General features: G+C 68.3%; 22 protein-coding genes and 1 pseudogene. 11 read left to right on the top strand and 12 right to left on the bottom strand.

Going from position 1 to position 22680, the window contains the following annotated elements:
• Window positions 1–211 precede the first annotated feature (211 nt).
• Complete coding sequence (locus ACGFML_RS18305; protein WP_393544837.1) at window positions 212–940, bottom strand: response regulator; 729 nt, start codon at window positions 938–940, stop codon at window positions 212–214.
• Window positions 941–1583: 643 nt separating this feature from the next.
• Between ACGFML_RS18305 and ACGFML_RS18300 the strand changes: the two genes are divergently transcribed.
• The 3 genes and pseudogenes from ACGFML_RS18300 (at window position 1584) to ACGFML_RS18290 (ending at window position 4295) form a co-directional block, all read left to right on the top strand.
• Entirely contained in the window at window positions 1584–2591 is a 1008-nt protein-coding gene (locus ACGFML_RS18300; protein WP_393544836.1) for an ATP-binding cassette domain-containing protein, read from the top strand.
• Window positions 2588–3406, top strand: a complete 819-nt coding sequence (locus ACGFML_RS18295; protein WP_393544834.1) for an ABC transporter permease — start codon at window positions 2588–2590, stop codon at window positions 3404–3406. The genes ACGFML_RS18300 and ACGFML_RS18295 overlap by 4 nt, the downstream gene beginning before the upstream one ends.
• An 89-nt stretch (window positions 3407–3495) precedes the next feature.
• Window positions 3496–4295: pseudogene (locus ACGFML_RS18290) on the top strand (transposase).
• A 20-nt stretch (window positions 4296–4315) separates the two neighbouring features.
• On the opposite strand, the gene ACGFML_RS18285 reads toward ACGFML_RS18290, so the two are convergent.
• Window positions 4316–4759: a MerR family transcriptional regulator gene (locus ACGFML_RS18285; RefSeq protein ID WP_393544832.1), complete on the bottom strand. Its 444-nt coding sequence runs from the start codon at window positions 4757–4759 to the stop codon at window positions 4316–4318.
• 52 nt (window positions 4760–4811) lie between these two features.
• Here ACGFML_RS18285 and ACGFML_RS18280 point away from each other — a divergent pair, with 52 nt between their 5' ends.
• The gene (locus ACGFML_RS18280; protein ID WP_393544831.1) at window positions 4812–5804 is read left to right on the top strand and encodes an SDR family NAD(P)-dependent oxidoreductase; all 993 of its coding nucleotides are present in this window, start codon (window positions 4812–4814) and stop codon (window positions 5802–5804) included.
• A gap of 106 nt (window positions 5805–5910) precedes the next feature.
• Here ACGFML_RS18280 and ACGFML_RS18275 read toward each other — a convergent pair whose 3' ends face one another.
• Together ACGFML_RS18275 and ACGFML_RS18270 are read right to left on the bottom strand one after the other, a co-directional pair.
• Window positions 5911–6693, bottom strand: coding sequence for an oxidoreductase (locus ACGFML_RS18275; RefSeq protein WP_393544829.1), 783 nt, complete (start codon window positions 6691–6693; stop codon window positions 5911–5913).
• A 78-nt stretch (window positions 6694–6771) separates the two neighbouring features.
• The gene (locus ACGFML_RS18270; protein WP_393544827.1) at window positions 6772–7350 is read right to left on the bottom strand and encodes a TetR/AcrR family transcriptional regulator; all 579 of its coding nucleotides are present in this window, start codon (window positions 7348–7350) and stop codon (window positions 6772–6774) included.
• Window positions 7351–7554: 204 nt separating this feature from the next.
• Here ACGFML_RS18270 and ACGFML_RS18265 point away from each other — a divergent pair, with 204 nt between their 5' ends.
• Complete coding sequence (locus tag ACGFML_RS18265) at window positions 7555–8280, top strand: dienelactone hydrolase family protein (protein WP_393544825.1); 726 nt, start codon at window positions 7555–7557, stop codon at window positions 8278–8280.
• Window positions 8281–8569: 289 nt separating this feature from the next.
• Here the strand turns inward: ACGFML_RS18265 and ACGFML_RS18260 are convergent, their stop codons facing one another.
• Window positions 8570–8857, bottom strand: coding sequence for a hypothetical protein (locus ACGFML_RS18260; protein WP_393544824.1), 288 nt, complete (start codon window positions 8855–8857; stop codon window positions 8570–8572).
• A 33-nt stretch (window positions 8858–8890) separates the two neighbouring features.
• Here ACGFML_RS18260 and ACGFML_RS18255 point away from each other — a divergent pair, with 33 nt between their 5' ends.
• Window positions 8891–9001, top strand: a complete 111-nt coding sequence (locus ACGFML_RS18255; protein WP_393544822.1) for an oxidoreductase — start codon at window positions 8891–8893, stop codon at window positions 8999–9001.
• Window positions 9002–9022: 21 nt separating this feature from the next.
• On the opposite strand, the gene dnaB is transcribed toward ACGFML_RS18255, so the two are convergent.
• Entirely contained in the window at window positions 9023–10495 is a 1473-nt protein-coding gene (gene dnaB, locus ACGFML_RS18250; protein ID WP_393545568.1) for a replicative DNA helicase, read from the bottom strand.
• A gap of 464 nt (window positions 10496–10959) precedes the next feature.
• Between dnaB and ACGFML_RS18245 the strand changes: the two genes are divergently transcribed.
• Window positions 10960–12297 (top strand): MATE family efflux transporter, encoded by a 1338-nt coding sequence (locus ACGFML_RS18245; protein WP_393544820.1) that lies wholly within the window; start codon window positions 10960–10962, stop codon window positions 12295–12297.
• Between the two features lie 38 nt (window positions 12298–12335).
• Window positions 12336–13202, top strand: coding sequence for a trypsin-like serine peptidase (locus ACGFML_RS18240; RefSeq protein WP_393544819.1), 867 nt, complete (start codon window positions 12336–12338; stop codon window positions 13200–13202).
• Between the two features lie 89 nt (window positions 13203–13291).
• Here the strand turns inward: ACGFML_RS18240 and rplI are convergent, their stop codons facing one another.
• The 4 genes from rplI to rpsF form a co-directional block, all read right to left on the bottom strand.
• Window positions 13292–13738, bottom strand: a complete 447-nt coding sequence (rplI, locus tag ACGFML_RS18235) for a 50S ribosomal protein L9 (protein ID WP_393544817.1) — start codon at window positions 13736–13738, stop codon at window positions 13292–13294.
• A gap of 18 nt (window positions 13739–13756) precedes the next feature.
• On the bottom strand, window positions 13757–13993 hold the full coding sequence (rpsR, locus tag ACGFML_RS18230) for a 30S ribosomal protein S18 (RefSeq protein ID WP_003978893.1): 237 nt from the start codon (window positions 13991–13993) through the stop codon (window positions 13757–13759).
• 109 nt (window positions 13994–14102) lie between these two features.
• On the bottom strand, window positions 14103–14702 hold the full coding sequence (locus ACGFML_RS18225) for a single-stranded DNA-binding protein (RefSeq protein WP_393544815.1): 600 nt from the start codon (window positions 14700–14702) through the stop codon (window positions 14103–14105).
• Window positions 14703–14784: 82 nt separating this feature from the next.
• Window positions 14785–15075 carry a 30S ribosomal protein S6 gene (gene rpsF, locus ACGFML_RS18220; RefSeq protein WP_003978891.1) on the bottom strand — a complete coding sequence of 97 codons (291 nt, stop codon included), beginning with the start codon at window positions 15073–15075 and terminating at the stop codon, window positions 14785–14787.
• A gap of 230 nt (window positions 15076–15305) precedes the next feature.
• On the opposite strand from rpsF, the gene ACGFML_RS18215 reads away from it, so the two are divergent.
• The 3 genes from ACGFML_RS18215 to ACGFML_RS18205 all read left to right on the top strand — a co-directional run bounded on the left by ACGFML_RS18215 (window position 15306) and on the right by ACGFML_RS18205 (window position 17984).
• Window positions 15306–15623, top strand: coding sequence for a hypothetical protein (locus tag ACGFML_RS18215; RefSeq protein ID WP_393544813.1), 318 nt, complete (start codon window positions 15306–15308; stop codon window positions 15621–15623).
• A 129-nt stretch (window positions 15624–15752) separates the two neighbouring features.
• Window positions 15753–16874 (top strand): lipid II:glycine glycyltransferase FemX, encoded by a 1122-nt coding sequence (locus ACGFML_RS18210; protein WP_393544811.1) that lies wholly within the window; start codon window positions 15753–15755, stop codon window positions 16872–16874.
• A gap of 78 nt (window positions 16875–16952) precedes the next feature.
• Entirely contained in the window at window positions 16953–17984 is a 1032-nt protein-coding gene (locus ACGFML_RS18205; RefSeq protein WP_393544809.1) for an alanine racemase, read from the top strand.
• A 120-nt stretch (window positions 17985–18104) separates the two neighbouring features.
• Here the strand turns inward: ACGFML_RS18205 and ACGFML_RS18200 are convergent, their stop codons facing one another.
• Both ACGFML_RS18200 and ACGFML_RS18195 read right to left on the bottom strand, forming a co-directional pair.
• Window positions 18105–19595 (bottom strand): glycosyltransferase family 87 protein, encoded by a 1491-nt coding sequence (locus ACGFML_RS18200; protein WP_393544808.1) that lies wholly within the window; start codon window positions 19593–19595, stop codon window positions 18105–18107.
• A gap of 131 nt (window positions 19596–19726) precedes the next feature.
• A complete protein-coding gene (locus ACGFML_RS18195; protein ID WP_393544806.1) occupies window positions 19727–22396 on the bottom strand; it encodes a transglycosylase domain-containing protein in 2670 nt (889 codons plus the stop codon).
• Window positions 22397–22680 lie beyond the last annotated feature (284 nt).

Below are 22680 nucleotides of genomic sequence, written 5' to 3'. Positions count from 1 at the left end.
CTCCTGCCCGCCACCGGTCACCCTCTCCCGCCGACCGCCCGGCACGCGAGCGTTGCCCCGCTCCGTCGACCGCGTCGTCAGCGCGTCGCGCCCACCAGGCGTCCGAGGTGGCCGGCGGCGTCGGCCGGCGCCGGCATCATGAGGCCGGCCCGTGCGCACCACCGCACCACCGCACCACCGCAGCAGCGGTCCCCGGATTGCTCCGGCCGGCTCACAGACCGGTCGCCCCCGGCCCCACCAGCCCCGTTTCGTACGCCAGGATGACGGCCTGGGTACGGTTCTGGGCGGCAAGCTTGGCCAGTACGTTGCCGACGTGGGTCTTCACCGTCTCCGGACTCACGACCAGCTCGGCGGAGATCTCCTGGTTCGTCAGGCCCTTGGCCATCCGCCGCAGGATGTCGGTCTCGCGGTGGGTGAGCGCGGCCAGTCGGCGGGCGGCGTCGCGGCGCACCGGCCGGCTGGTGGCCAGCCGGCGAACGGCCTCGGGAAACAGCACGCAGTCGCTCATGGCGACCAGCCGGACGGCGTGCGCGATCTGCTGGGCCGGCGTGCGCTTGAGCACAAAGCCGCTGGCTCCCGCCTGGAGGGCGTCGTAGACGTACTCGTCGTTCTCGAACGTCGTGATCACCACCACCTTGGGCGGATCGGAGAGTTCGGACCGCACCCGCCGGGTGGCCTCGATCCCGTCCAGCCGGGGCATCCGTACGTCCATCAGCACCACGTCCGGGCGCAGCCGCCTGACCTGGGGCAGCACCTCATCGCCGTCGGCGGCCTCACCGACCACGTCCACTCCGGGCCCGGCCGACAGCAGGGCCCGCAGCCCCGTACGGATGAGCTCCTCGTCGTCGGCGAGGAGCACGCGCACCGGCGTACCCGCGGCCGGATCCGACGTGGCCGCGGCCGGATCCGACGTGGCCCGGGCGGCGTTCGCGGTGCTCATGGCGCCGACCGTAGCGGAAGCCGTGCCACCGGGCGCCGGTGTTCGTCGCCCCGCTCGCTTCCCGCGCCGCCTCCGGCCGCCGTGCCGCCTGCCGACATCTCGCCGCGCAGCAGCCGCACCCGCGCCCCGATCCCGGGCAGCCCGTTCCCCGGCCGCCTGCGGGGCCGCTTACCGGGCCGCTTACCGGGCCGCTTACCGGGCCGAAAACGACCGGAGCCGAAGAACGCGTGGCCGCGGCCGCACTCGCGCCCCCGTCGTCCCGCAGCCCTGCCGAGCGGCGGGCGATTCATTCTGCGCACGGTGCGATCGTGGCATCCGACCGCGCCGTGTTCCTCCCCCGAAGGAGCCAGAACGGGCTGTTCACGGAGCCAGAACGGGCTGTTCGCGGAGGAGTTCCGACCCCACCTCATGCACGTGGCCCGGCGCATCTGCCCGCTAGACGATTGCTTCCAAGGGGGCGCTGGTCGTAGGTGTTCAGAATGCGGACCACCGCGGTCGACGCCGGGACCTGGCCGGTGCACTCGCGTGCTAGCCTCTCCGGCGACTACTCACCGTAGGGTCCAGCCCTCGCCATCAAGCCTCCTCGTGTCCGGTGACACCAGGAAGGTGGGAGTCACACCAAGTCCTGACAAGGGGTGTGACGATGGGTGCTGCCCACGTAGCAGATCCGGCTGTGGAAGCCGTCGATCTGGTCAAGAGTTATCCGGCCGGCAAGAACAAGCCGCCCATCACGGCACTGCGGGGGCTGAGCTTCGCAGCGGCGAAGGGGACCGTATTCGGGCTGCTCGGTCCGAACGGGGCCGGCAAGTCGACCACGGTGAAGGTCCTCTCGACGCTCTCGGCTGCCGATTCGGGATCGGCTCGCGTGGCCGGGATAGAGGTGGGGACGCGGCCCGAGCAGGTGCGCCGGGTGATCGGCTTCCTGTCGCAGAAATCCGGCACGGACCCGATGGGCACCGCGACCGAGAACCTGCTGCTCGCCGGACGCCTGCATGGGATGTCCCGTCGGGATGCCATGGCGCGCGCCCGCGAGCTCCTGGACACGTTCGGCCTGGCCGATGCCGCTAACCGGCTGGTGCAGACCTACTCCGGCGGTATGGCGCGCAAGCTCGACGTCGCGCTGTGCTTGATGCACCGGCCCCAGGTGCTCTTCCTCGACGAACCGACGACCGGGCTCGATCCCCACGCCCGCAGCGAAATGTGGGCAGAGGTCGCGCGGTTGGCCGGGGACGAGCAGATGACGGTGCTGTTGACGACGCACTATCTGGAGGAAGCCGATCACCTCGCCGACCGGCTCGCGATCGTCGACAAGGGCACGGTGGTCGCCGCCGGCACCCCGAACGAACTCAAGAGCGGCCTGCGAGGCGACGCGGTGCACGTCGAGTTGGCCCAGGCCGACAACAGGGCGCTCGCGGTCCTACAGACGGTGCCCCAGCTGCGGGACGTCACCATGGACGGGAGCGCCGTCCGTGGCCGAACCGATGACGGTGCCCGGGCGTTGCCACCCGTGTTGGCCGCACTCGAGGAAGCAGGCATGGCCGTGAGGTCCGCGACTCTCGCTCGGCCCTCGCTCGATGACGTCTACCTGCGGCACACCGGACACAGCTTCGATGCCGACGCAGGCCCGAAGGCCCTGGAGGTGACGAAGTGACCACCGCACCCCAGCACTTCACCGGTGAGCGTCCACTGACCGTGTTCAGGCACGCCGCGCTCCTGACCGGTCGGCTGTTGCGCGCCCTCCGGCGGATGCCGACCTTCCTCGTCATCGGCTTGGTGCAGCCGGTGATCTGGCTGCTGTTGTTCGGACAACTGTTCCGCTCGGTGGTGGACCTGCCCGGGTTCACGCACACGGGCGGCGGCTTCCTGCAGTTCCTCACGCCGGGCGTGGTGATGATGACCGCGCTGTTCGCGAGCGCGTGGGCAGGAACGGCCTACCTGCAGGACATCGACCGCGGCGTGATGGACCGGATGCTCACCTCTCCCGCCAGCCGGGGCGCCATGGTGATCGCGACCATGGCCTACCAGGCGATCCAGACGCTCATCCAAAGCCTGATCATCGTCGCCATCGCCCTGGCCGCCGGCGCCCGGTTCCCCGGGGGCGTCGCCGGGGTCGGCGTCACTCTGCTTGCCGCGGTGCTGCTGACTCTGATCTTCTCGGCGCTGTCCGACGCCGTGGCGCTGCTGACTCGCCAGCAGGCGACCCTCATCGCGATCTCCCAATTCACCACGCTGCCACTGATGTTCCTCAGCTCGGCCGTGATGGACCTCGGCCTCGCCCCGGGCTGGGTCGGTGTTGTTGCCGACTACAACCCCATGGAATGGGCGGTCGTCGCAGCCCGAGAGGCGATGGGCGCCCACACCGACTGGGGCACGGTCTGGGTGCACCTGGGGCTGCTCGCAGCGGTAGCCCTCGTGATGGGCCTGCTGTCCACGCGTGCCTTCCGCGCCTACCGGAAGCAGGCGTGAAGCAACCGGTCGGGCCCAGTGGGGGCCCGGCGGGCATGCGAGGTGTCCGGATCAGTGCTGCGTGATGTTGAGTCGTGGCGGGGCAGGATCTGGATGCTGATCTCGACACCCTCGCGACCGCGCTCTACGTGCGGACCGCCGACCTGCTGCTGGAGTCCCCAGACCTTGCGCCGTGGCGCCCAGCGGTAGGGATCACGCCCAAGCTGTCCGACGCCGAACTGGTCACGCTGTCCGTGATGCAGGCGCTGCTCGGGTTCACCTCCGAGCGGCGCTTCATCCGTCATGCCCACGCCCGCCTGCGGCACCTGTTCCCGTATCTGCCCAAGGCGCCGGGCTACAACAAGCGGCTGCGCAAAGCGGCCGGCGCTCCGAGCTGGCCGGCTGGGCCGAGTACGGATACTGCGCCTCCCATTCCCGCTTCTTCTGGGGCCTGCGGCTCCACCTGGTGTGCACCCTGCACGGTCTGCCGGTGGCGTTCGCGCTGACCGGGGCCAAGGCCGACGAGCGCGAGACTTTGCCGGCCATGTTCGAGGTCGAGCCCGGCCTGCTCGCCGACCGGGCGGGGCAGACGCTGATCGGAGACAGGAACTACTTCGGGCGAGGCCTCGAGCAATGCCTGGGCGAGCTGGGCCTACATCTGTTGCGCCCGGCCCGCAATGGCGAGGCCGAGCGGGCCGGCGCGGCACTGTTCAAGCCGCTCCGGCAGGTGATCGAGTCGATCGATGAGACCTTCAAGGGCCGGCTCGACCTGGAACGACACCGCGGCCGCACCCAGGCAGGCGTGATCGCCAGGGTTCTGCAACGCGTCCTGGCGCTGACCGCAGCAATCTGGCGCAACGACCACACCGGCCAGGCCGTGAAGCGCGCCCTGACCACTTACGATCACTGACCCGCCTTGGAAGCAATCCTCTAGGCGCGCTCTGCCGGCGGCGTCGGACCCGACGGCATCGGGGACCACAGCCCGGCCGCCGTCCCCTCCTGCAGGTGCTGCTCGTAGACGGCGACCTTGCCGTGGATGACTTCGAGGCCGGCGTTCAGCTCGTCGATCCTGGCCTGCACACTCCGCTCGTGTTCCCGCAGCAGTTCAAGGCGATCGGCCTCGTTGCCCGGACCGGAGCGGACGAGCGCGGCGAACTGCCTGATCGTGGCGATCGGCATGCCCGAAGCGCGCAGCCGGTTGCACAGCACCAGCCAGTCCACATCCGCCTGTTCATAGAGCCGCTGCCCGCCACCGGAACGCGGGATCTCCCGGAGGAACAGCCCCTCGCGCTCGAAGAAGCGCAGCGCATGCACGCTCATCCCGGTCGTCTCGGCAACCCGGCCGATGGGCAGGGAAGCGGGGTCGTCACGCATGACGGAACCGTACCTTGACCTAGCCTGCACTCTAGGTTTTAGCGTCCACCACATGATCGCGAAGCAGCAGCAGACCGGCACCGGATTCGGTGCGCAGAGCACCGGACTCCGGGCGCACAGCACCGGATTCGGTGCGCACAGCACCGCCGACGACGTACTCGACGGCATCCGCCTGAGCGGCACCACCGCCCTGGTCACCGGGGGATACTCCGGCCTCGGCCTGGAAGCCACGCGCGCCCTGGCCCGCGCCGGAGCGCATGTCATCGTTCCGGCCCGCCGTCCCACCACCGCCGAGGAAGCGCTACGGGGCGTCCCCAGGACGGAAATCCACCAGCTGGACCTGGCCGACCTGGAGAGCGTCCGGACCTTCGCCGACCGGTTCCTGGAGACCGGACGCACTCTCGGCCTCGTCATCAACGGCGCGGGCGTGATGGCCTGCCCAGAGACCCGGGTCGGCCCCGGCTGGGAGGCACACTTCGCGATCAACCACCTCGGCCACTTCGCCCTCGTCCATCGCCTCCGCCCGTCGTTCACCGCCGGCACCCGCGTGGTGGCCGTGTCCTCGTCCGGTCACTTCCTGTCCGGCATGCGCTGGGGCGACCTCCACTTCCGCAGCGGCTACGACCGCTGGCTCGCGTACGCCCAGTCCAAGACCGCCAACGCCCTGTTCGCCCGGCACCTCGACACCCTCGGCGCCGAAAGCGGCCTGCACGCCTTCGCCGTGCACCCCGGCAGCATCCTCACCCCGCTGCAGCGCCACGTCCCGCGCGAGGAGTGGGCCGCGCGGGGCTGGGTCACCGAGGACGGCAAACCGGCCGACGGATTCAAGACTCCGCAGCAGGGCGCGGCGACGGCGGTGTGGGCGGCGACTTCTCCCCTCCTCGACGGCCACGGCGGCGCCTACTGCCAGGACTGCGCCATCGCCGTTCCGGCCGGCACCGACGACATGCTCATCGGCGGGGTCAAGCCGTGGGCCACCGACACCGCCGCGGCATCCCGCCTGTGGGAGCTGTCGTGCGAACTCACCGGACTGAACGCGTTCTGAGGACACCCCCGCCCCGTGGCCCTCGCGTCACGCGCCCGGCGTCCCCGGCCGTCCCCGGCGGCCCCGGCGTCCCCGGCCGTCCCCGGCGGCCCCGGCGTCCCCTCGATCAGAGCGTCTTGACCGTACCGCCGTCGATGACGTAGTCCGCACCGGTGATGTTGCCGGACACGTCGGAGAGCAAGAACGTGATCAACGAGGCCACTTCCTGCGGCTCGGTGATCCGGCCGGTGGTGATGCTGAACGCCTCCGGAAGGTGCTCCAGGAACGCCGCGTGCTCGGCCCCTGCACCGGCCGCGACCTTGCTGCCGAAGCCGTCGGGGTCCTGCCAGATCGCGGTGCGCACCACGCCGGGCGAGACGGTGTTGACGCGCACGCCCTGCGGTCCGAATTCCTCGGCCAGCGACTTGCCCAGTGCGTTGAGAGCGGCCTTGGCCGCGCTGTAGGCGACCGGACCGGCGGCGGGCAGACGGGAGTTGATGGACGAGACGTTGACGATCGCGCCACGGCGCTCGACCAGGCTGGGGAGGGCGGCCCGGCTGGTACGGACCGCGCTGAGCAGGTTGAGGTCGAAGATGCTCGCCCACCTCGCGTCGTCGGTGTCGAGGAACCCGACCGGCTCCACGGCGTCCCCGGCCCCGACGTTGTTCACCAGCAGGTCGAGCGCGCCCAGTTCCGCGAACGCGCGGTCCATCAGCGTGGCCACCCCGTCAGCCGTGCTGAGATCGGCGGAGACGGCGCACGCCCCGGTCTCCTTCAGTTCGGGAGTGATGGTGCGGGCCGCTCCGACCACGCGGACGCCCTCATCGATCAGCGTCCTCACGGTGGCCAGACCGATACCTCGGCTGGCCCCGGTGACGACGGCCGTCTTGGAGTGAAGATTGAGCTGCATGACGCTCCATTTTCTTGAACTATAGGTACAAAATCTGGGCAGCAGTCGCCCCGGTCGGAGATACCGCACAGGAACGGGTCAGAGAATGTCGACCGTCGCGTCGATCACCCTGGCGAGCCGGTCCGGCCCACCCTCGACACGAGCCAGGAGCCGCAGACCCACAATCGTGTTCAGCAGCAGGCTTCCGACGGCGCGGGCGTCGCGATCGGGAGCGATCTCCCCCGTGCGCTGCCCTTCCTCGATCAAGGCGCGGAACGCACCTTCCGTGCGCTCGAACATGCGCCGGACGAGCACGACCGCCGCCTCGTCCGTTCCCGCGACCTCGGCGGCGGCGTTCACCGCCATACAGCCACGCCGGTCGGGGTCGGCGAGATCCGTCTCGGCGAGGAACCGCAGCGTCGCGCGGAGCCGCTCCTTCACGGGCCCCGATTCTTCGAGCATCGCGATGAGAGCCAGCGCCTGACCGTCCTGATAGCGGCGCAGGGCCTTCTCGAACAGGGCGTGCTTGCTGCCGAAGGCGTGGTAGAGGCTGCCCTTGCCGATACCGAGCGCATCGACGAGGTCCTGCGGGGTGGTGGCGGCATACCCCTTGCGCCAGAACACCTCCATGGCCTGCTCGACGGCGGCGTCCGGATCGAACTGCTTCGGCCTTCCCATGATCGGAACAGTACCACTTTTCTTGACTTGAAGGTCAAGAAAAATGCCCTGCCGACACGAGGGCGGCCTCATGCGCACCGGTGTCGATGTGCTCCGCCGGCGGCAAGGCCATCCGCAGCACGCGCCCATGTGCCCACATCCGCGCCGTTCCGCCGACGGTGAAGACCGGCCCGACCGGGCTCGACCCTCACTACCGTCGATCCCATGACGACAGTCACCACGCGCACGGTCGCCTACCCGGCCGACGACCTGACGATGATCGGGCACCTCGCGCTCCCCGCCGGTGTCGACCGCCGGCCCGCAGTCCTGATCGGGCCCGAGGGGATGGGGCTCAGCGACGTCGAGCGCCGCCGAGCCGATGCCCTGGCTGAGCTGGGATACGTGGCGCTGGCCTTTGACCTCCACGGCGGGCGCTATTTGGGCCACCCCGAGGAGATGCTGGCCCGTTGCATGCCGCTGCTCGCCGACCCCGACCGGATGCGGGGCATCGGCCACGCGGCACTCGACGTGTTGCGCGCCGAACCGCGGACCGCCCCCGACCGGATCGCCGCTATCGGCTACGGCACCGGGGGCGCAATTGCGCTGGAACTCGGGCGCCACGGCGTCGACCTGCGCGCGATCGGGACGGTCAACGCACTGACGACGGGCCGACCGGGCGAGGCGGCGCGCATCCGTTGCCCCGTCTGGGCCGGGGTCGGATCGGAGGACCCGATCATGCCCGCTGAGCAACGGAACGCCTTCGCCGCCGAGATGCAGGCTGCGGGCGTCGACTGGCGCCTCGTGGTCTACGGCGGAGCCCTGCACGCCTTCCACCACCCACCGGTCGACCACACCGCGCCCCCCGGCGTCGGCTACCACCCGCGGCACGCACAGCGAGCCTGGCGCGACATCGTCGGCCTGCTCGCCGAGTGCCTGCCCGTAACGGAGTGAGCCCGAGCGTCAGGGCTGCCATCGTCATGACACGGCAGCGGAGAAAACGCCACGGAGCCCGAGAACCTCCGGCACCTGTAGGTCCTCAACTTCCGTGTCACCCATCGAAGTTGTGACCTGGATCTTCTCGCGGTATCTCACGCCATTTCCTCCGCGTGCTGTCTCAAGTCGGTGCCATTTCCGATGAGGTGGGCGGCACCAGGAGCTGACGCACCGGAATCGGGCAACAGCCGCCCCCTCGCATCCTGATCCGGGCCCGCCCACCCGACCTGTGCCGGGCGAGGTGGGCCTACTCCTCCGTGGGGGTATCGGGCAGGACCGTGATCTGAAGGGCCTCAAGCCGCTTCGCATCGCCAATGAGTTCGTCACCGTCGATTCGGTCGCCCTCGACGGAGAAGGCCAGGGCGAGGTGGAGTCGTCCATGCGGCGCCACAACGATTCCAGGACTGCCGTTGATCAGAGCCGTTTCGGCGAACTGCGCGTTCCACCCGAAGACGACGATCTCCTTTGCCACCTTCCGCGACCCGCGGACCTCGATCGGCCTGCCTGACACGGTCGTGCCGCGGTCGATCACCACTCTCCCGCCGCCGTCAAGGAATACGAGCGCGAGATGTTCGAACGCACCAGCGCTGCCGCCCGGATGTCCGCGGACATGCAGGAATTGCTGACGTCGCCGGACGCCGCCCAGAAATTGCTCGCGTTCTTCGGCGGAAGTCGGTGAGCGACCCTCCAGCGCCTCGGGTCAGGTCTGCGCCATGTCCACAAACCGCGAGTAGTGCCCCTGGAACGCGACCGTGATCGTGGCCGTAGGACCGTTACGGTGCTTCGCCACGATCAGGTCGGCCTCGCCCGCGCGCGGCGACTCCTTCTCGTAGGCGTCCTCGCGGTGGAGCAGGATCACCATGTCCGCGTCCTGCTCGATCGAACCGGATTCACGCAGGTCGGAGACCATCGGCTTCTTGTCCGTGCGCTGCTCGGGCCCACGGTTGAGCTGCGAGAGCGCGATGACCGGAAGCTCCAGCTCCTTCGCCAGCAGCTTGAGGTTTCGGGACATGTCCGAGACCTCCTGCTGACGGCTCTCGGCACGCTTCGAGCCGCCGGACTGCATCAGCTGGAGATAGTCGATGACCACCAGCTTCAGGTCGTTGCGCTGCTTGAGCCGACGGCACTTGGCACGGATCTCCATCATCGACAGGTTGGGCGAATCGTCGATGTACAGCGGCGCGGCCGACACATCCGGCATCCGGCGGGCCAGCCGGGTCCAGTCCTCGTCCGTCATGCTGCCGGAGCGCATGTGGTGCAGCGCCACCCGGGCCTCGGCGGAGAGCAGACGCATCGCGATCTCGTTGCGCCCCATTTCCAGCGAGAAGATCACGCTCGGCAGATTGCTCTTGATCGAACAGGCCCGCGCGAAGTCCAGCGCGAGGGTCGACTTACCCATGGCGGGACGGGCCGCGATCACGATCATCTGGCCCGGGTGCAGGCCGTTCGTCAGGGAGTCGAGGTCGGTGAAGCCCGTGGGCACACCCGTCATCTGGCCCTGGCGCGAGCCGATCGCCTCGATCTCGTCGAGAGCGCCCTCCATGATGTCGCCGAGCGGCAGATAGTCCTCGCTGGTCCGCTGCTCGGTGACGGCGTAGATCTCCGCCTGGGCGCTGTTGACGATCTCGTCGACATCGCCGTCCGCGGCGTATCCCATCTGCGTGATCCGGGTGCCGGCCTCGACCAGCCGGCGCAGCACGGCCCGCTCGTGGACGATCTCCGCGTAGTACTCGGCGTTGGCCGCCGTGGGCACCGACTGGACGAGGGTGTGCAGATACGACGCCCCGCCGACCCGCCCGATCTCCCCGCGTTTGGTCAGCTCCGCCGCGATGGTGATCGGGTCGGCGGGCTCCCCCTTGGCGTACAGATCGAGAATGGCCTGGAAGACCAGCTCGTGTGCGGGGCGGTAGAAGTCTTCGCCCTTGAGGACCTCGACGACGTCGGCGATGGCGTCCTTGGACAGCAGCATGCCGCCGAGCACGGACTGTTCCGCGTCCAGATCCTGCGGGGGGACCCGCTCGAAGCCGCCGTTCCAGGAGCCGCCGCTGTCGTCGTCGCGGTCCTGGCGGTCGCCGCGCCCACGGCCCTTGCCCTCACCTCGACGGGAGCGGGGGGCCGGCAGCCGGTCGCTCGGACCGGAGTCCGCCCAGGGGTCCTCCATGGGCTCGGGCATGCTCACCCCGGCACCTCCTCCCGTCCGCGACGCGGACCTTGCTGTGCTCCTCTTTCTTACGGCACAGCTCTGACAATCGAGTCGCCCGACTCCGGTTACGGCGCGTCGAGTTCGGACGATGTCTCAAGCCGGAACAGGCGGCGGGTGCCGGACCACGGTAGGCCCGTGGGCACCGTCCGCCAATCTGGTTATCCACAGGCCATGTGGATGACGGGCCGCTAGCTGTGGAGAAGTGCCCGGATCCTGTGTACGGGTCGGGGGAAACTACTGTGGACAAGCACACAATCGGGCCGCCGACACTCCTCTGACCTGCGACTTCCTCATCCATAGGCTGTGGGGGAGAAAAAATTCGCCGACCTGTTCAAGATCACAACAAACGTCACGGAGACGACGACTCCGCACAGCGGAAAGTAAGGATCAATAGGCGCTTGCATCTCTTACCTGTGGAAGATTAGATTGCCGGCATGACACAGGCTCCCGCGACACCACGGCGCGCCCATCGCCGCCATGACCGCGAGATCATCGCCCTCGCTCTGCCGGCCTTCGGCTCACTCGTCGCGGAACCGCTCTTCGTCATGGTCGACAGCGCCGTCATCGGCCACCTGGGCACCCCTCAGCTGGCCGGCCTCGGCGTCGCCGCCCCCCTGCTGACCACCGCCGTCTCCGTCTTCGTCTTTCTCGCCTACGCCACCACCGCGGCCGTCGCCCGCAGGGTCGGCGCCGGCGACCTCGCGGCCGCCATCCGCCAGGGCATGGACGGCATCTGGCTCGCCCTCCTCCTCGGCGCCGCGGTCATCGCGGCCGTGCTGCCCACCGCCCCCTGGCTCGTGGAAGCCTTCGGCGCATCCGGCACCGCCGCACCGTACGCCACGACCTACCTTCGCATCAGCTCCCTCGGCATACCGGCGATGCTCGTCGTGCTGGCCGCCACCGGCGTGCTCCGCGGCCTCCAGGACACCAAGACCCCGCTGTACGTCGCCATCGGCGGCTTCTCCGCCAACGTCGTCCTCAACATCGGCCTGGTCTACGGCGCCGGCCTCGGCATCGCCGGCTCCGCCTGGGGAACGGTCATCGCCCAGTGCGCCATGGCCGCCGCCTACCTCACGGTCGTGATTCGCGGCGCACGGCGCAACGGCGCTTCGCTCCGCCCCGACACGGCGGGAATACGCGCCTGCGCACGGGCCGGCACACCGCTCCTGATCCGGACCCTCTCGCTGCGCGCGGTGCTCATGATCGCCACCGCCGTCGCCGCCCGGCTCGGCGATGCGGAGATCGCCGCCCACCAGATCGTGCTCACCTTCTGGTCGCTGCTGGCCTTCGCCCTCGACGCCATAGCCATCGCGGGCCAGGCCATCATCGGACGCTACCTCGGTGCGGGCGACCGCGAGGGTGCCGAGGCCGCCTGCCGCCGCATGGTCCAGTGGGGCATCGCCTCCGGCCTGGTCCTGGGAGTGCTGGTCGCGCTCGCCCGGCCACTGTTCATCCCCCTGTTCACCGCCGACCCCGCCGTCCGCGGCCCCCTGATGACCACACTCCTTGTCGTGGCCCTCACGCAGCCCGTCTCCGGCATCGTCTTCATACTCGACGGCGTTCTGATGGGCGCCGGCGACGGCCCCTATCTCGCCGGGGCAATGGTCCTCACCCTGGCCCTGTTCACGCCGGTGGCACTGGCCGTACCCGCCCTCGGTGGGGGACTGGCCGCCCTGTGGTGGGCGATGGCCCTGATGATGACCGTCCGCATGCTCACACTCTGGCTGCGCACCCGCTCGGGCCGGTGGATTGTGACCGGGGCCTCCCGCTGAACTTCCCGTAACCGCGAGTGGCTGTCGATAATGAGCGTGTGCGCGCCCTCGCCAGGAAATCCGTCCTGCCACTGACCTTCGTCGTCATCGTGGCAGCCGCTGTGGTCGGCTACGCCAGGGAGGACGCCGATACGGTCGACGACACCGCCGGCCGCAGCAGCTTCGGCAAGTCCGGCGAGCCGGGCCAGGACCCTCAGGACCAGGAACCCTCCGCGACCGCCCCGGCAGACGACGGCAACGCCTACACCCCACGCCGAACGGAGCAGAACTCCCGGGTCGGTGTGGTCTTCGAGAAGAACGACTCGGGCGACCACTTCTGCACCGCGAGCGTCGTGCAGAGCCCTCAACGCAACATGCTCATCACCGCGGCTCACTGCGCCTTCGACGCGGACGCCGGGAGCACGGTGGACGATCTCCTCTTCGCCCCCGACTACCGCGACCGCGAAGAACCCCTCGGCCTGTGGAAGGTCAAAAAGGTGGTCCTCGACGACCGCTGGGTCAAGTCCCAGGACGAGGATCTCGACGTGGCCTTCCTGGTGCTCGACAAGAAGGACGGCAAGCAGATCCAGGACGTCCTCGGCGGCAACACCCTCGGCATCGACCGGGGCTTCGACAACGAAGTCAAGATCACCGGCTATCCCACCAGCCGCGACACCCCGATCTCCTGCCAGAACCGCACCACGAAGTACAGCGACACCCAGCTGCGCGTCCAGTGCACCGACTTCGAAGGCGGCACCAGCGGCAGCCCCTGGCTGGCCGACTACGACCCCAAGAGCCACACCGGCACGGTCATCGGTGTCCTGGGCGGCCACGAAGGCGGCGGCGACGAGGACGATGTCTCGTACGCCGCGTACTTCGACGACGATGTGGCCGAGCTCTACCAACGCGCCCAGAACGCGGGCTGAGCCCCTCGTCGCAAGCGCCCCGGAGACCACGAAGGGCCGTACCCCGGCGACGGGGTACGGCCCTTCAGCGTTGTGCTGTGCTGCTGCGGTTACGCGGCGACGACCTCGACGCCGAGCTTCGCAACGACCTCGGCGTGCAGACGCACGGAGATCTGGTGCGCGCCCAGGGTCTTGATCGGCGAACCGAGCTCGACGCGACGCTTGTCGACGTCCGGACCACCGGCAGCCTTGATCGCCGAGGCGACGTCGGCCGGGGTGACGGAGCCGAACAGGCGGCCCGCGTCGCCGGCGCGAACGGCCAGCTTCACGTTGACGCCCTCGAGCTTGCCCTTGATCTCGTTGGCCTGCTCGATCGTGGCGATCTCGCGGATCTTGCGACCGCGTCGGATCTGCGCGACGTCCTGCTCGCCACCCTTGGTCCAGCGGATCGCGAAACCACGCGGGACCAGGTAGTTACGAGCGTAACCGTCCTTGACGTCAACGACGTCGCCGGCGGTGCCGAGGCCGGAGACCTCGTGGGTGAGGATGATCTTCATGTTTCGGTCACCCTTCCCTTATCGCGCGGTGGACGTGTAGGGCAGCAGCGCCATCTCACGGCTGTTCTTCACAGCCGTGGCGACATCACGCTGGTGCTGAGTGCAGTTGCCGGTGACTCGGCGGGCACGGATCTTGCCGCGGTCGGAAATGAACTTCCGCAGCAGGTTCGTGTCCTTGTAGTCAACGTAGGAGATCTTCTCCTTGCAGAACACGCAAACCTTCTTCTTAGGCTTGCGAGCAGGCGGCTTCGCCATTGTCTCTCTCCAGTGAGTTCAAGAAGTTTGTGCTGACGCCCTCAAGGCCCCGGCCGTTCCACGACGCCGTTTCACGTGAAACAACGCGGGTCGGACCGTCTGTACGGACCTAGAAGGGCGGCTCGTCCGAGTAGCCGCCGCCGGAGCCGCCGCCCCAGCCACCGCCGCCGCCACCCTGCTGGCCGCCGCCAGCCGGAGCACCGGTCGCCCACGGGTCGTCGGCGGGAGCCCCGCCGCCGCCCTGCGGCTGACCGCCACCGGAGCCGCCGCCCCAGCCGCCGCCACCCTGCTGACCGCCACCCTGCTGACCGCCACCGAACCCGCCGCCGCCCTGACCACCGCGACCACTGGTCTTGGTGATCTTGGCCGTGGCGTTCTTCAGGCTCGCGCCCACTTCGTCGACGTCGAGCTCGTAGACCGTGCGCTTCACGCCCTCGCGGTCCTCGTACGACCGCTGCTTGAGGCGGCCCTGCACGACGACGCGAGTACCCCGCGTAAGGGACTCGGCGACGTTCTCCGCCGCCTGACGCCACACCGAGCAGGTCAGGAACAGGCTTTCGCCGTCCTTCCACTCATTGGTCTGACGGTCGAAGGTGCGGGGAGTGGACGCGACGCGGAACTTCGCGACCGCCGCACCGGACGGGGTGAAGCGCAGCTCGGGGTCGTCGACAAGATTGCCGACAACCGTGATGACGGTCTCGCCTGCCATTAGGGGAACCTCTCGGCGGGTGTGCTGCTGGCTGCTGGTGTTGCTGCTACTCGAACCCGGTTACCGCTGGACGCTTGCGCGCTCAGTGGGTCTCGGGACGGAGGACCTTGGTCCGGAGGACCGACTCGTTCAGGTTCATCTGACGGTCGAGCTCCTTGACGACCGCGGGCTCGGCCTGCAGGTCGATGACCGAGTAGATGCCCTCAGGCTTCTTGTTGATCTCGTACGAGAGACGACGACGGCCCCAGGTGTCGACCTTCTCGACCTTTCCGTTGCCCTCACGGACGACGGAGAGGAAGTTCTCGATCAGCGGGGAGACAGCGCGCTCCTCGAGATCGGGGTCGAGGATGACCATCACCTCGTAGTGACGCATGTAGAACCCACCTCCTTTGGACTCAGCGGCCACGGTCGTTCCGTGGCAGGAGGGTCTTGATGCGTTTCCGCGCCGGCCCGGCCGGAGAATCCGGACAGACATGAGCGCAGACCGTACAGAGTACCTGCCTCAGGCCTTCCGGTTGAAATCCGAGCACCACACCCCTCAATCTGGAACACAACGGGTGTGAGCGGCGTTACAGTGCGCCGCCCTGTCATCGGAGGTGCCGCATGGCACAGGCAGTAAGGACCCAGCGCAGCCTGATCTCGCTGCTCAACAGCGACGGCCAGGCTCATCCCGTCGAGAACACTCTCGCCATCGTGACCGTCGTCCTCGGCGCGATCGCCGTCTTCAGCACGTTTTCCCCCGGGCTCCACCTCCTCAGCTCCTGGGTGGGCCTGGTCGGAATCGGTACCGGACTCTGGGGCCAGTTCATCTCGTCGACGACGGGTGAACGCTTCCTGTTGATCATCGGGCTCGGGGCATCCGCCTTCGGCTTCTACCTCGGTCTGGCGCACGGCGGCCTCTTCGGCGGCCTCGTCGGCTGACACACCGGCTCGGCGGCCGTGCGGCATGTGGCCGCACGGCCCGGTCAGGGCGCTCCTTGGTCACAGTAGGCTTCGGCGCGAGAGCCGGAGCCCCGACAATGGGGACACACCTGCCGAGGAGCGCCCCGCATGAGCCTGACCCTGAGGACCATTAGCCGAGAGCAGCATCTGGCGTACATCCAGAGCCTGCCCGCGGCAAGCCACATGCAGGTCCCTGCGTGGGCGGACGTCAAGTCCGAGTGGCGGTCGGAGAGCCTGGGCTGGTTCGACGCGAGCGGCGAGCTGGTCGGCGCCGGCCTCGTCCTCTACCGCCAGGTGCCCCGGGTCAAGCGGTACCTCGCGTATCTGCCCGAAGGTCCGGTCATCAACTGGTTCACGCCAAACCTTGAGGAATGGCTGCGGCCGATGCTCGCGCACCTCAAGCAGCAAGGCGCGTTCACGGTGAAGATGGGCCCGCCGGTCGTCATCCGCCGCTGGGACGCCACGGCGATCAAGGCCGGCATCCAGAACCAGGACGTCAAGCGTCTGCGCGATGTCGAGGCGACCCACATCGAGCCGCGCGCCTTCGAGGTGGCCGACAAGCTGCGCCGCATGGGCTGGCAGCAGGGCGAGGACGGGGGTGCCGGCTTCGCCGACGTCCAGCCCCGCTATGTCTTCCAGGTGCCGCTCGCCGACCGTTCGCTGGAGGAGGTCCACAAGGGCTTCAACCAGCTGTGGCGCCGCAACATCAAGAAGGCCGAGAAGGCCGGCGTCGAGGTCGTCCAGGGCGGCTACGACGACCTGGCCGAGTGGCAGCGGTTGTACGAGATCACCGCGGAGCGCGACCACTTCCGGCCGCGGCCGCTCAGCTACTTCCAGCGGATGTGGACGGCCCTCAACACCGAGGACCCCAACCGCATGCGCCTGTACTTCGCCCGGCACGACGGTGTGAACCTCTCCGCCGCGACCATGCTGGTCGTCGGCGGCCACGTCTGGTACTCCTACGGCGCCTCCGACAACATCGGCCGAGAGGTCCGCCCCTCCAACGCGATGCAGTGGCGGATGCTGCAGGACTCCTACAAGCTCGGCGCCTCGGTCTACGACCTGCGTGGCATCAGCGACTCCCTGGACGAGAACGACCACCTCTTCGGCTTGATCCAGTTCAAGGTCGGCACGGGTGGGCAGGCGGCCGAGTACCTCGGCGAGTGGGACTTCCCGCTCAACAAGCTGATGCAGAAGGCGTTCGACTTCTACATGACCCACCGCGGATAGCCTGAGCACCGCCGACAGCTCCACCGCACCGTTCGTACCCTGAGACACCCAGCTACGAGAAAGGTTCCGGGCCCGGCCATGGCGCTCACTCTCTACGTCGACACCGCGCGCTGGCGGGCACACCAGCAGAGCGTGCTCCAGCAGTTCCCCGGGCTGGTCCCGGTCTGCAAAGGCAACGGCTACGGCTTCGGCCACGAGCGCCTGGCCGAGGAGGCGACCCGCCTCGGGTCCGACATCCTCGCTGTCGGTACGACCTACGAAGCCGCCCGCATCAAGGACTTCTTCAGTGGTGACCTGCTCGTCCTGACCCCGTTCCGGCACGGCGAGGAGCCCGTACCGCTGCCGGACCGGGCGATCCGCTCGGTCTCCTCGGTCGAAGGTGTCGGCGGCCTGGTCGGTGCCCGGGTCGTCATCGAGGTCATGAGCTCGATGAAGCGGCACGGCGTCAAGCCGGAGGACCTGTCGAAGCTCGCCACGGCCATCGAGGACGTGCGGCTCGAAGGCTTCGCGATTCACCTGCCGCTGGACCGCGCCGACGGGTCCGACGCGGTCGAAGAGGTCATCGGGTGGATGGACCGGCTGCGCGCCGCCCGGCTCCCGCTCCACACCATGTTCGTGAGCCATCTCAAGGCTCCGGAACTCGCCCGTCTCCAGCAGCAGTTCCCGCAGACCCACTTCCGCGCGCGGATCGGAACACTGCTGTGGCTCGGTGACCACGACGCCACCGAGTACCGCGGCTCGGTCCTCGACGTCACCCGGATCGCGAAGGGGGAGCGCTTCGGCTATCGCCAGCAAAAGGCGGCATCCGACGGCTACTTGGTGGTGGTCGCCGGCGGCACCTCGCACGGCGTCGGCCTGGAGTCCCCCAAGGCGCTGCACGGTGTGATGCCCCGCGCCAAGGGCGTGGCGCGAGCCGGGCTGGCGACCGTCAACCGCAACCTGGCGCCGTATGTGTGGGCCGGCAAGCAGCGCTGGTTCGCCGAACCGCCGCACATGCAGGTGTCGATTCTGTTCGTCCCGGGGGACGCCCCCGAACCGCAGGTCGGCGAGGAGCTGGTGGCCCATCTCCGGCACACCACCACCCAGTTCGACCGCATCGTGGACCGCTGACCCGGACTGAACCGGCGCTCCGCACAAGCGAGGGCCCGGTGCCGCAGACACCTCTGCGGCACCGGGCCCGATACGCGTCCGGCCCGATCCAAACGACCGGCCCGATCCAAACGAGAGGCCCTACTTGCGTAGGGCGCCCCAGCGCACCTTCGGAGCCTCTGCGAAGTGCATCGCGTGCCGTGGCGGGTGCGGGACCCGTCCGAGCACGAAGACATCCGGCGCCTGGTCCAGCACACCACCCGACGGGTCGTCGTCCCCGTCCCTGCGCACCACATCGCGCTCCGGCAACAGGATGTCCCGCACGGCCACGGCACACAGGTACAGCGTGCCCGCGAGGTGCAGCACGATGGCGAGCTGATAGCCCTCGGGCGGCAGCCCCTGGTGCTTGTCGCCATTGCTGGTGTAGGCGAGGTACATCCAGATCCCCAGGTAGTACATGACCTCGCAGCCCTGCCAGATAAGGAAGTCCCGCCAGCGCGGGCGGGCCAGAGCAGCGAGCGGGATCAGCCACAGGACGTACTGCGGGGAGTAGACCTTGTTGGTGAGGATGAACAACGCCACGACGAGGAAGGCGAGCTGTGCGAAGCGCGGCCGGCGCGGGGCGTAGAGGGTCAGCAGCCCGATGGCGCCGCAGCCGACGATCATCAGCAGCGTGGCGTAGGTGTTGGCGTTCTCCAAGGGGTTGCCGGTGCGCTGCGAGATCAGCAGCCAGAGCGAACCGAAGTCGATGGGGCGCTCCTGGCTGAAGGTGTAGAACTTCGCCCAGCCCTCACGGATGTGGAATCCGCTCCCATCGTGCGCGATCATCACCGGCAGATTCACCACGAGCCAGGCCACCACGGCACCGGTCACGGCCCGCCCGTACGCCCGCCACGTACCCGCGCGCCAGCACAGCACCAGCAGCGGCCCCAGCAGCAGCACCGGATACAGCTTCGCCGCGGTCGCCAGGCCGATCAGGACACCGGCCGTAAGGGGACGACTGCGGGACCACATCAGCATCCCCGCGGCCGTCAGGGCGACCGCCAGGAGGTCCCAGTTGATGGTGGCAGTGAGGGCGAAAGCCGGTGCCAGGGCGACAAGCAGGCCGTCCCAAGGGCGACGACGATGGGTACGGGCCACACACACCGCCATGATCGCGGCGCACGCCATCAGCATCCCGGCGTTGACCAGCCAGTAGACCTGCTCGCTCGGTACGCGCTCCTGGATCGACCCCGGATGCGGGGTCATCCACGAGGCGACCTCCATGAAGAGACCGGTCAGGACGGGGTACTCGAGATACTCCATGTCGCCGGGCAGTCGCTGGAAGTACGGGATCAGCCCATCGGCGAACCCGCGTCCCGTGTAGAGGTGGGGAATGTCGGAGTAGCAGGCATGCGTGTACTGGGTCGTGGCACCGAAGAACCAGCCGCCGTTGTAGCAGGGCAGCTTCTGCACCATGCCGAGCGCGAACATGCCGATGGCCACCAGCGCAATGACCCGCACCGGCGTCAGCCAGTTCGTTCCGAGCAGCGCGCGCCGGCCGATCGGCCCGCCGATCAACTCGCTCCCGGCCGCCGCCACCTCATCCCGCGTTGTCGGCCGTACAGGCTCGTCCTGTCGCACGCTCTTCATGGCCCCATCCTGCCGTACGGCTCTTGGCGGAACATGGTGAAGCCCCCGCCCGGTCGATCCGGGGGCGGGGGCTTCACCATGCGATGTTTCACGTGAAACGAGCTGGCTGTTTCACGTGAAACGCCTCACCGTCATTGAGGGCGTGTGCCGGTGGGCCCGCCGAAAATGCCGCCGTTGTCGGTGGGATCGGGCGTCGGCGAGGTGTCGCCTCCCGGGCCGCCGCCGGGACCACCGCCAGGCCCGCCGCCATCGGCCCCACCGTTTCCGTTACCGCCACTGTCGCTGCATCCGATATCCCACTTGGAGCAGGTATCGCTCGGGCTGGGACTCGGCGTGCCGCTGGGCGAGGCCGAATCGGACGGTGTCCCGGACGGGGAGCCCGACGGCGTCTGCGACGGCGTGGGGGTCGGCTTGGGCGTCGGCATGCCCGGCTCGTTCACGGCCTGCCCCATGGGGATAGCAGAACCGAACTCCGCCCTGGGGACGTGGGCACTCAACATGTATTCGGTCCACACCTCTGTCGGCAGGGCACCACCGTGGATCGAGTCGAAGCCGCCGACACCGTTCATGGACAGCTGCCGGGGATTCTGCGGGTCCTCACGGAACATCGTCACCGACGTCGAGAGCTTTGGGGTGTAGCCGACGAACCAGGCCGACTTGTTCTCGTCGGTGGTGCCGGTCTTGCCCGCAGCCGGAATATTGAGTCGCCTTGCTTCCTTCGCCGTGCCGTTCTGAATGACGTTCTGCAGCACCTTGGTCACGTTGTTGGCGATGTTCGCATCCATGCCCGTCTCTGCGGGCTTGGGCTTTTCGAAGCCATCGACCGGCTCGCCCTCGAACTTCACCTCGGTCACCGAGTACGGCTCGGCCCTCTCGCCCGCAGCGGCGAAAGTCCCGTAGGCATTGGCCATCCGGATCGCACTCGGCGTGGAGGTACCCAGCGCAAAGGACGGGTTGAGGTTCTTGTCGAAGCTCTCCTTGGAGATACCCGCGTTCTCCGCCATGTCCCGCACCTTGGCCATGCCGACGTCCATGCCGAGCTGAACGAAGGGCGTGTTGACGGACTGCTCCATCGCCTTCCACAGAGGGATGTAGCCCCAGGGGTGGTTGCTTTCGTTCTCTTGGTAGAAGGGAGAGCCGTCCCCCTTCAGGACGTACCCGCCCTGTGCGTTCTTCACCTTGAGGTGATCGTTGCCGTTGTACTTACTGTTCTGATTGACCTTGACCCCGGCGCTCGCGGCAGTTCCGTTCTTCAAGGCCGCAGCGAGAACGAAAGGCTTCCAGGTCGATCCGACGGGCACGCCATAGGTGTCGGCGTTATTACTGAAATGCCCCTTGTCGTACCCCTCGCCGCCGTACAGGGCGACGATCTTTCCGTCTCCCGGCACCACAGAGGCCGCGCCGAACTGAACGTATTTGTCCTTCACGTGCTTCTTGGGATCGATGTAGCGCTTGTCGACCTTCTTCACGGCCGCCGTGAGCTTGCTGACCTTCGACTTGTCGAAGGTGGTCTGGATCGTGTAGCCGCCCTGGTCGAACTGCCTCTCGGTGAGATGCGAGTGCTTCAGGACGTACTTCTTGGCGGTGTCCATCAGGTAGCCGATCTGGCCCGCCTTGCTGGCCACCGGCTTCGGCTGCTGGAACTTGGGGAATTTGGATTTGGGGTACTTGGCCCGCTCATGCGGCGTCATCATGTGGTTCGCAAGCTCGCGGTCGAGAATCCAGGACCACCGCGCCTTCGCCCGCTTGAGGTTCTGCGCCGGCTTGGAATTCGGACCCGTACCGCCGGCCGGGTCGTAGAGGTCGGCCCCCTTGAGCACGGTCGCCAGCAGGGCACTCTGGTCCGGCCTCAGTTTCACGGCGTCCTTCCCGAAGTACGCCTGGGATGCCGCCTGGATGCCATAGGCACCGCGCCCGTAGTAGCTGGTGTTGAGATAGCCCTGCAGGATCTCGCGCTTGTCCTTGGTCGCCCCGACCTTTATGGAGATGAACAGTTCCTTGAACTTGCGGTCAAGGGTCTGGTTCTGGGTCAGCATCGCGTTCTTGACGTACTGCTGGGTGATGGTGGAGCCACCCTGAGTTGCCCCACCCTTGGCCATGTTGAACAGAGCACGGGCGATACCCATGGGGTCCACACCGGAGTCGTGCCAGAACGACGCGTTCTCCGCGGCGACCGCCGCGTTCTGCATCGACTCCGGAATCTCGCCGATCTTCAGGTTCTGGCGGTTCGTCTCACCGTCGCGGGCCATGACGGACTCGTCGGACCAGAGGTAGACGTTGTTCTGTGCCCTGGCGGCAGCGTTCTCGTCATTGGGAACGGTCACCACGGCCAGTCCGACGCCGGCCACACCCACGATCAGCCCCAAGAAGCCGACACACAGGCTGGCGACCAGCTTCCAGGAGGGCACAAAGCGGCGCCACCCGCTGCGGTTGGCGCGCGGGTAGTCGATGAAGCGCTTCTTGGCAGGCTTACCACTGCCGCGGCCGCGTCCTCCTTCCGGGCCGCTTCCGCCCCCGCCACCGCGGCGGCCTCCACCACCACGGCTGCCGGAGCCACCACCGGAGGCCGTCGCATCGTGATCGGCAGCCCGCCGACGGCCGCCACGCTGTGCGGCACGACGGGCCTCGGCGCGTCCGCCGTAGGGCCGCTCCTGACCATGCGGGTCGGAAGGCGGCGGAGGACCGGCAGCGGAGCCACGTGAGGGCGCGGCACGACGCCCTGTCGACTGCTGCGCGGCACGTCGGGCCGCGGCGCGTCCGCCATCCTGCGACGGTGGCGGTTTGCGACGGTGCTCGCTCATGGAACGGTTACTCCTCGGGCAGGCGCGCTTTCTCGTCGCCTGAAGGCGGCAGTTGTCTTCAGGTCCCCCCGATGCACGACCCACCCAAGGGGTGCGGGCCGCACTACACCGAGGATGGGGACGCCAGATATCGGCCCACGGTTCCCGGCAGTCTGCATGCCGCACAGACTACGCACCGCCAAAACCTGCCCAGCGTTGAAATTCACTCCAAATCAGTCAGGTTGGGTAGAGCGAATTGGTGATGTGACGCCGTTCACCGTCCCCCCGCTTGTTCCACCCCGGTC

Source organism: Streptomyces sp. NPDC048650, from assembly GCF_043199095.1.
Taxonomy (GTDB): domain Bacteria; phylum Actinomycetota; class Actinomycetes; order Streptomycetales; family Streptomycetaceae; genus Streptomyces.
This window is presented reverse-complemented; position numbering and strand designations above follow the sequence as displayed.

Bases quoted from the DNA above. Each gene is read 5' to 3' on its own strand.
- rplI (WP_393544817.1), bottom strand. From the start codon at position 13,738: ATGAAGATCATCCTCACCCACGAGGTCTCCGGCCTCGGCACCGCCGGC.
- ACGFML_RS18195 (WP_393544806.1), bottom strand. From the start codon at position 22,396: ATGAGCGAGCACCGTCGCAAACCGCCACCGTCGCAGGATGGCGGACGC.
- ACGFML_RS18215 (WP_393544813.1), top strand. From the start codon at position 15,306: ATGGCACAGGCAGTAAGGACCCAGCGCAGCCTGATCTCGCTGCTCAAC.
- dnaB (WP_393545568.1), bottom strand. From the start codon at position 10,495: ATGCCCGAGCCCATGGAGGACCCCTGGGCGGACTCCGGTCCGAGCGAC.
- ACGFML_RS18245 (WP_393544820.1), top strand. From the start codon at position 10,960: ATGACACAGGCTCCCGCGACACCACGGCGCGCCCATCGCCGCCATGAC.
- ACGFML_RS18225 (WP_393544815.1), bottom strand. From the start codon at position 14,702: ATGGCAGGCGAGACCGTCATCACGGTTGTCGGCAATCTTGTCGACGAC.
- ACGFML_RS18300 (WP_393544836.1), top strand. From the start codon at position 1,584: ATGGGTGCTGCCCACGTAGCAGATCCGGCTGTGGAAGCCGTCGATCTG.
- ACGFML_RS18265 (WP_393544825.1), top strand. From the start codon at position 7,555: ATGACGACAGTCACCACGCGCACGGTCGCCTACCCGGCCGACGACCTG.
- ACGFML_RS18285 (WP_393544832.1), bottom strand. From the start codon at position 4,759: ATGCGTGACGACCCCGCTTCCCTGCCCATCGGCCGGGTTGCCGAGACG.
- rpsR (WP_003978893.1), bottom strand. From the start codon at position 13,993: ATGGCGAAGCCGCCTGCTCGCAAGCCTAAGAAGAAGGTTTGCGTGTTC.
- ACGFML_RS18255 (WP_393544822.1), top strand. From the start codon at position 8,891: ATGTTCGAACGCACCAGCGCTGCCGCCCGGATGTCCGCGGACATGCAG.
- rpsF (WP_003978891.1), bottom strand. From the start codon at position 15,075: ATGCGTCACTACGAGGTGATGGTCATCCTCGACCCCGATCTCGAGGAG.
- ACGFML_RS18280 (WP_393544831.1), top strand. From the start codon at position 4,812: ATGATCGCGAAGCAGCAGCAGACCGGCACCGGATTCGGTGCGCAGAGC.
- ACGFML_RS18205 (WP_393544809.1), top strand. From the start codon at position 16,953: ATGGCGCTCACTCTCTACGTCGACACCGCGCGCTGGCGGGCACACCAG.
- ACGFML_RS18275 (WP_393544829.1), bottom strand. From the start codon at position 6,693: ATGCAGCTCAATCTTCACTCCAAGACGGCCGTCGTCACCGGGGCCAGC.
- ACGFML_RS18210 (WP_393544811.1), top strand. From the start codon at position 15,753: ATGAGCCTGACCCTGAGGACCATTAGCCGAGAGCAGCATCTGGCGTAC.
- ACGFML_RS18270 (WP_393544827.1), bottom strand. From the start codon at position 7,350: ATGGGAAGGCCGAAGCAGTTCGATCCGGACGCCGCCGTCGAGCAGGCC.
- ACGFML_RS18305 (WP_393544837.1), bottom strand. From the start codon at position 940: ATGAGCACCGCGAACGCCGCCCGGGCCACGTCGGATCCGGCCGCGGCC.
- ACGFML_RS18200 (WP_393544808.1), bottom strand. From the start codon at position 19,595: ATGAAGAGCGTGCGACAGGACGAGCCTGTACGGCCGACAACGCGGGAT.